We start from the raw sequence: 6,792 nt of genomic DNA, 5'->3' as shown, positions 1-6,792 counted from the left end.
AGCTGACCGAGAAGGCCGACACCGACGTGTGGGCGCCGATGTCGAAACCCGGACCGGTCAGGTAGCTGACGCCGGCCAGCACCGCGTTCGGGGTGGCGGCGATGCCCAGCAGAGCCACCGGCAGTCCCGCCGCACCCGGCGCGAGCTGGCGCTGCAAGGCCGCGGCGTCGGAGAAGTGCGCGAGCAGCATGCCCGCCGACAGCAGCGCGCCTGCCGCCAGGTAGCCGGCCGTCACCAGGGCCGCCGCCCGGCAGACCTGCTGCCACCGGTCAGCAAGCCGGGACCACAGGTCCTCGGCAGATCGCGCGAGCCCGCCGACGACCAGCACGAACAGCGCCGCCGCGATGGCGCTGCGCCCCGTCGGCGCATGGCTGCTGCCCAGTCGCGCCCACACCGCCAGCACCGTCGACGCTGCCGCGTAACCGACCACCAGGCCGGCGAAACCCGACCAGGATTCCTGCCGGCGGGCATGGCCGGCCACCAGCCAGCCCAGCAGGGCGGTCACCAGCAGCGGCGCGAGCGTCACCGTGGCGCCGGCCAGCACCACCCCGCCATGCGCGCCGGCCAGCGTCACCAGCGCCGCCGCCTTCAGCGCCGACAGCGCGGGTGTGGTGTCGGCGCCGGGCATCAGCCAGGCCAGAAAGGTGGGGACGGCGCAGCAGCCCAGCGCCGTCGCCAGCAGGCCGACCCCGGCGATGACACCGCGGCGAAATCGGGTCAGCCAACCGGCCGGGTGCTGCTGATCGGTGGAACTCACGCTGTCAGGCTCGCAAAGCGGGCGCCGATGTCGGACCAGGCGCGCCGGGCGCGCCGCCTATCGCGGGCCGGTGACTGCGGGGGTCGGTGGCAACCCCGTTAGCGGGGTGACTGCGGCCACTCCCCCGGCTGGCCGGGTTGGCCGGGGTGGCCGGGGTGATCGGGTTGACTCGATGCGGCGGGCTGGTTCGGTGGGCTCTGCGTGGCTGGCTGGCTCTGCGTGGCTGGCTGGTTCGGTGGCGCAGGCTGGCTCGGCGGCGCGGGGTGGCTCGACGGGCTAGGCGGTCCGGACGACGGCTGCCCGGCGGACCCCGCCGGCCGTCCCCACTCCGAGCGGCCGGGAGCCGGTTGCCAGCCGGGCTGGCCGTACCCGGGCTGGCCATGCTGGGCCTGGCCGTAGCCCGGCGGGGGCGCCGGCCGCTGGTTGTATCCGCCCGGACCGTAACTCGGCTGGCCATACCCGGGCCGGCCGTAGCCGGGTTGGCCATAGCTGGGTTGGCCATAGCTGGGTTGGCCATAGCTGGGCTGCCCGTACGGGGGTTGGCCATACCCCGGTGGGACAGAGCCCGGCTGGCCGTAGCCAGGCTGCCCGTACGAAGGCTGCCCGTACGGAGGCTGGCCATAGCCAGCCTGCCCGTACGGAGGTTGGCCATAGCTGGGCTGCCCGTACGGAGGCTGGCCATAGCCCGATGGGACAGAGCCCGGCTGGCCATACCCTGGCTGCCCGTACGGAGGCTGGCCATAGCCCTGATACGCCTGCGCGGCGGCCTGATCCGCGGCTGCCTGCTGGGCGTGCAGCACCCGGACCCGTTCGGCTCGCACCGTCTTGTTGCTGCCGCGCAGCCAGCCGAACACCAGGCTGATCGCCTGAGCGGCCGCGGTCAGCAGACCGGCCACCGAACCGGCCTGGACGGTGGCGCTGTCCGGTTTGGCGATCATCCCGCCCAGCACGATGACCGCGGCGGCGCCGGCCAGCATCGCGGCCACGGGTGGGCTCTCGGCCTGGTGCGCCCGTCCGGCCAGCACCTGGTTCACGGTCAGCGCGCTGGCGGCCAGCACCAGGGCGATGCCGGCGGCGCCGGTGCCGGAGTAGAAACCTGACGTGCCGCCGGCAGAGTCACCGGCGGTGCCGAACCACCCGAGAAAGCCCCAGAGCACCATGGGGGCGGCCAACGCGGCCCCTGCCACGTCCCACGGCCGAGCCCGCACCAGGGCGCCGGCGGCGAGCTGATCAAGGGAATTCATGGGTTGAATCTAGGCGATGAGACGTTCCGGCGGCCCGCAGCGGTCATCGCCACGAGCCGCCGGAGTGTGAGCACCGGTCCACCAGCGTCCTCAGCCGCGGTTGGGCAGCTTCCCGCCGGTGTCGGTGAACCGCTTGAACGCAAGGGCCGTTCCGGCCAGCACGGCGAGCAGGCTGACCCAGTATCCGATGCCGTGGCCCTTGTCGATCTTGACCCCGAACGAGTCGAAGCCGCCGGTGTTGCCCGGGACCACGAACAGCGCGAGCAGCAGCAGCAGCGACGCGAGCGCGAAGGCGCCCAGGACGACCAGCCGGACGGAGAACGGCAACTGCATCTTGGCGATGACCTGCACGGCCAGCAGCAGCGCGGCGACGATGACCAGCACGATGGCGATCGGCGCCAGCGCCCCGTGCCAGGCGCTGAGCGAGGCGTGCGTCGAGAAGGTCGCGATCTCGACCTTGTAGGTGTAGAAGTTGAACGTCGAGAAGATCAAGGCCACCACGGCGGCGGCGATGATCCCCCAGTCCAGCGGGTCGACGCTCCTGGCGTCGAAGCCCTGCACACCCCCGAGGCCCGGCCCGGACTGGCCGACGCCAGGCTGACCCATCGGGGCCTGTCCGTAACCCGGCGGCGGGTAGGCCGCCTCGCCCGTCGGGGGCTGCCCGTAACCCGGCTGCTGGCCATAACCGGGCTGCTGTCCGTATCCCGGCTGCTGGCCATAGTCCGGCTGCTGGCCATAGTCCGGCTGGGAGTGCCCCGGTTGCCCGGTCGGCTCCCCGTAGCCGGGTGGCGAGGTGGGCTCCGGCGGCACGTTACCGGCGCCGGGTGGCCGAGGCTCTTCTGTCATCGTCGTTCTCCGATCTATGAGGGCTCATAGCTGGTTCACAACCGAGCACAAGCTATACCCGGCGTCATCGGCGCACTGGCAAAACCGCCGAGCCTCCCGCAGAACGCCCCCAAGCCGAAACCACCCGTCCGGCGCGCCAAACGCAGCTGACCCGGACGAGAACGTCCAGGTCAGCCGAAGGAGCGCCTACCAGCAGCGGGCTAGGAGCGCAGCAGCTCCCGCATCAGCCGGGCGGTCTCGCTCGGGGTCCTGCCGACCCGGACGCCCGCCGCCTCCAGGGCTTCCTGCTTGGCCTGAGCGGTGCCGGACGAGCCCGACACGATGGCGCCGGCGTGCCCCATGGTCTTGCCCTCGGGCGCGGTGAAGCCCGCCACATAGCCCACCACCGGCTTGGTGATGTGCTCGGAGATGTAGGCGGCCGCCCGCTCCTCGGCATCGCCGCCGATCTCGCCGATCATCACGATCGCCTCGGTCTCGGGGTCGTCCTGGAAGGCCTGCAGGCAGTCGATGTGGGTGGTGCCGATCACCGGGTCACCGCCGATGCCGACCGCCGAGGAGAAGCCGAGGTCGCGCAGCTCGAACATCATCTGGTAGGTCAGGGTGCCGGACTTCGACACCAGGCCGATCGGGCCCGGGCCGGTGATGTCGGCCGGGATGATGCCGGCGTTGGACTTGCCGGGGCTGATCAGGCCCGGGCAGTTCGGCCCGATGATCCGGGTCTGGCCGCCCTTGCTGATGTTGTAGGCCCAGGCCGCGGTGGAGTCGTGCACCGGCACGCCCTCGGTGATCACCACGGCGAGGCCGATGCCGGCGTCGATGGCCTCGACCATGGCGCCCTTGGTGAACGCGGGCGGCACGAACAGCACCGAGACGTCGGCGCCGGTCTCGGCCATCGCGTCGGCGACCGTGCCGAACACCGGCACGGCGGTGCCGTCGACGTCCACGGTGGAGCCGGCCTTGCGGGGGTTCACCCCGCCGACGATGTCGGTGCCCGAAGCCAGCATTCGGCGGGTGTGCTTCATGCCCTCCGAGCCGGTCATGCCCTGGACGATGACCTTGGACTTCTCGGTGAGGAAGATTGCCATCTTTTCCAGTCCCTACTTCGCGCTGTGGGCGAGCTCGGCGGCCTTGTCGGCACCGTCGTCCATGGTGTCGGCCAGGGTGACCAGCGGGTGGGCCGCCTCGGTGAGGATCCGGCGGCCCTCCTCGACGTTGTTGCCGTCCAGCCGGACCACCAGCGGCTTGGTGGCCTGCTCGCCCAGCATGCCGAGCGCGGTCACGATGCCGTTGGCGACCGCGTCGCATGAGGTGATGCCACCGAAGACGTTGACGAACACCGACCGGACGGCGGTGTCGGAAAGGATGATCTCCAGGCCGTTGGCCATCACCTCGGCCGAGGCGCCGCCGCCGATGTCGAGGAAGTTCGCGGGCTTCACGCTGTGCCCGCCCAGCTGGGAGTACTTCTCGCCGGCGTAGGCCACCACGTCCAGCGTGGACATCACCAGGCCGGCGCCGTTGCCGATGATGCCGACCTCACCGTCCAGCTTGACGTAGTTGAGGTGCTTCTCCTTCGCCCTGGCCTCCAGCGGGTCGGCCGCGGCGGTGTCCTCGAGCTCGGCGTTGCCGGCCTGCCGGAAGTCGGCGTTGTCGTCCAGGGTGACCTTGCCGTCCAGCGCCAGCACGTCACCAGACGCCACCTTGGCCAGCGGGTTGATCTCGACCAGGGTGGCGTCCTGCTCGACGAAGGTCTGCCACAGCTTGACCACGGTCTGGGCGGTGGAGTCGATCACCTCGGCCGGAAAGCGGGCCTGGGTCAGGATCTCGACGGCCTTGGCGTGGTCCACGCCGGTCATCGCGTCGATCGGGACCCGGGCCAGCGCCTCGGGCCGCTCGACGGCCAGCTCCTCGATCTCCATGCCGCCCTCGGCCGAGGCCATCGCCAGGAAGGTGCGGTTGGACCGGTCGAGCAGGAACGAGAAGTAGTACTCGCTCTCGATCTGGGCGCCGGGATCGACCAGCACCCGATGCACGGTGTGGCCCTTGATGTCCATGCCGAGGATGGCTTGCGCCGCCGACTCTGCTTCATCCGGCGTCTTGGCCAGCTTCACCCCGCCGGCCTTGCCGCGGCCACCGGTCTTGACCTGGGCCTTGACCACCACCACGCCGCCGATCCGTTCGGCGATCGCGCGAGCCTGCTCGGGAGTGTCGGCAACCTCACCCAGGCCGACCGGAACGCCGTGCGCGGCGAACAGCTGCTTCGCCTGGTACTCGAACAGATCCACGAGACCCCTTCCGTCCTCCTCGGTGGGCGGCCGGTCAGCCGCGCCCACGTCCGGCTAGTCAGGCTAGTCCGTCCGCCGAAACCGCCGGAAACCGATCGGACGTGATGTGCGCCAGGTCCCACCCGCCCCGGCCTACCCCACGCCGGCCCCGACGTTGTCGCGCACCCAGCCGACGATCTCCTCCATCGTCGCGCCGGGGGTGAACACCTTGGCCACCCCCAGCTGGTGCAGCTCGGGGAGGTCGGCGTCGGGGATGATGCCGCCGCCGAAGACCACCACGTCGGCCGCGTCCCGCTCGGCCAGCAGCTCGGTCACCCGGCGGAACAGCGTCATGTGGGCCCCGGAGAGCACCGACAGCCCCACGCAGTCGGCGTCCTCCTGGATCACCGTCTCCACGATCTGCTCCGGCGTCTGGTGCAGGCCGGTGTAGATGACCTCCATGCCGGCATCGCGCAGCGCCCGGGCCACCACCTTGGCACCCCGGTCGTGCCCGTCCAGGCCGGGCTTGGCCACGACCACCCGGATCCGCTCGCTCATACTCTGCTCCCGCCCTGTGTTCGGCCCCTGCGCCATTCTCGCCACTTCACCGGTGCCAGCACCACAACTCTCCCGCCACGCCTGCCGGAGCCGAGCAGCGGTACGCCGGCGGGCGTGTCAGAGTGGTCAACGGCAAGCAGCGCCGACCATACGTGCAGACGTGTCTTTCGAGTCTTGCAAGGATTGTGCCGATGTCGGTCCGGGGTTGGGTGTCGCGGGGTCCGCAGCTGCTGCGGCGCACCCCGGCGACCCTGGCCGCCGAGGCGCTGGGAGCCGGCCGGGAACTGGTCTGGCTGACCGCGCACGCCCTGGCCTACCCGGCGGGCCTGCTGGCCGAGCAGGCCGCGGCGGAGGACTCCCGCTACCGCATCGACACGCTGTCCCCGCTCTCCCGTGGCCTGCTGCTGGCCGACCTGACCGCCGCCGGGCAGCCGGTGCTGCTGATCCACGGCATCGGTGACAACCGCTCCGCCTTCACCGTGCTGCGGCGCACCCTGCGCCGGCGCGGCTTCGGCCGGATCGTGACCGTCAACTACTCGCCGCTGACCTCCGACGTCCGCAAGGCGGCGGCCGACCTCGGACGGCAGGTGGAGCGGGTCTGCCGGCAGTCCGGTTACGAGCAGGTGTTCCTGGTGGGGCACTCCCTGGGCGGCATCATCGCCCGCTACTACGTGCAGTGCCTGGGCGGCGATGCCCGGGTGAGCACCCTGGTCACCCTCGGCTCGCCGCACGCCGGCAGCCAGCTGGCCCGGATGGCGCCGCTGCTGGTCGGCCGGCAGCTGCGGCCGAACTCGGAGTTGATGCGCGAGCTGGCGGCGCCGGCCCGGTGCCGCACCCGGTTCGTGGCCATCTACTCCGACCGGGACGCGGTGGTGGTGCCGCAGCGCAGCGCCCGGCTCGAGCACCCGGACCTGTCCGTCAGGTGTCTGCAGGTGCACGGCGTCGGACACCTGTCACTGCTGGTCAACGGCTCGGTGGCGCACGCCATCGCGACCGCGCTGACCGGCGACGCGAACTCGGAAACCCCGTTGCAGACAGCAGAAACCGGCGAGGGCGCGCCTGCGCCGGTTGGATAGTTGCCCTTCCAAAATCGATACGTTACGGTTCCGGCTTGCGTCCCCTTAAC

At 71.4% G+C, this 6,792-nt stretch carries 7 protein-coding genes; 1 reads left to right on the top strand and 6 read right to left on the bottom strand.

Features of this window, described 5'->3' with window-relative positions:
- The 6 genes from VLJ82_RS12975 to VLJ82_RS12950 form a co-directional block, all read right to left on the bottom strand.
- Nucleotides 1–757: DUF6350 family protein (locus VLJ82_RS12975; protein ID WP_408663778.1), on the bottom strand; the 757-nt coding region annotated here is incomplete at its 3' end.
- 98 nt (nt 758–855) lie between these two features.
- A complete protein-coding gene (locus VLJ82_RS12970; protein ID WP_408663777.1) occupies nt 856–2,001 on the bottom strand; it encodes a hypothetical protein in 1,146 nt (381 codons plus the stop codon).
- Between the two features lie 90 nt (nt 2,002–2,091).
- Entirely contained in the window at nt 2,092–2,847 is a 756-nt protein-coding gene (locus tag VLJ82_RS12965; protein ID WP_408663776.1) for a hypothetical protein, read from the bottom strand.
- 200 nt (nt 2,848–3,047) lie between these two features.
- On the bottom strand, nt 3,048–3,932 hold the full coding sequence (gene sucD / locus VLJ82_RS12960) for a succinate--CoA ligase subunit alpha (protein ID WP_408663775.1): 885 nt from the start codon (nt 3,930–3,932) through the stop codon (nt 3,048–3,050).
- A 12-nt stretch (nt 3,933–3,944) separates the two neighbouring features.
- Entirely contained in the window at nt 3,945–5,129 is a 1,185-nt protein-coding gene (sucC, locus tag VLJ82_RS12955; RefSeq protein ID WP_408663774.1) for an ADP-forming succinate--CoA ligase subunit beta, read from the bottom strand.
- 132 nt (nt 5,130–5,261) lie between these two features.
- Nucleotides 5,262–5,666 (bottom strand): cobalamin B12-binding domain-containing protein, encoded by a 405-nt coding sequence (locus VLJ82_RS12950; protein WP_408663773.1) that lies wholly within the window; start codon nt 5,664–5,666, stop codon nt 5,262–5,264.
- Between the two features lie 191 nt (nt 5,667–5,857).
- On the opposite strand from VLJ82_RS12950, the gene VLJ82_RS12945 reads away from it, so the two are divergent.
- Complete coding sequence (locus tag VLJ82_RS12945) at nt 5,858–6,742, top strand: lipase family alpha/beta hydrolase (protein WP_408663772.1); 885 nt, start codon at nt 5,858–5,860, stop codon at nt 6,740–6,742.
- The last annotated feature ends 50 nt before the right edge of the window (nt 6,743–6,792 follow it).

Origin of the sequence: Jatrophihabitans sp., from assembly GCF_035474675.1 — a bacterium.
Lineage (GTDB): Bacteria > Actinomycetota > Actinomycetes > Mycobacteriales > Jatrophihabitantaceae > Jatrophihabitans_A.
The sequence above is the reverse complement of the archived record's forward strand: the minus strand, read 5'-3'. Positions and strand labels throughout refer to the sequence as shown.

Excerpts from the sequence above, each read along its gene's own strand:
- sucD (WP_408663775.1), bottom strand. The coding sequence starts at position 3,932 with ATGGCAATCTTCCTCACCGAGAAGTCCAAGGTCATCGTCCAGGGCATG.
- VLJ82_RS12970 (WP_408663777.1), bottom strand. The coding sequence starts at position 2,001 with ATGAATTCCCTTGATCAGCTCGCCGCCGGCGCCCTGGTGCGGGCTCGG.
- VLJ82_RS12945 (WP_408663772.1), top strand. The coding sequence starts at position 5,858 with ATGTCGGTCCGGGGTTGGGTGTCGCGGGGTCCGCAGCTGCTGCGGCGC.
- VLJ82_RS12965 (WP_408663776.1), bottom strand. The coding sequence starts at position 2,847 with ATGACAGAAGAGCCTCGGCCACCCGGCGCCGGTAACGTGCCGCCGGAG.
- VLJ82_RS12950 (WP_408663773.1), bottom strand. The coding sequence starts at position 5,666 with ATGAGCGAGCGGATCCGGGTGGTCGTGGCCAAGCCCGGCCTGGACGGG.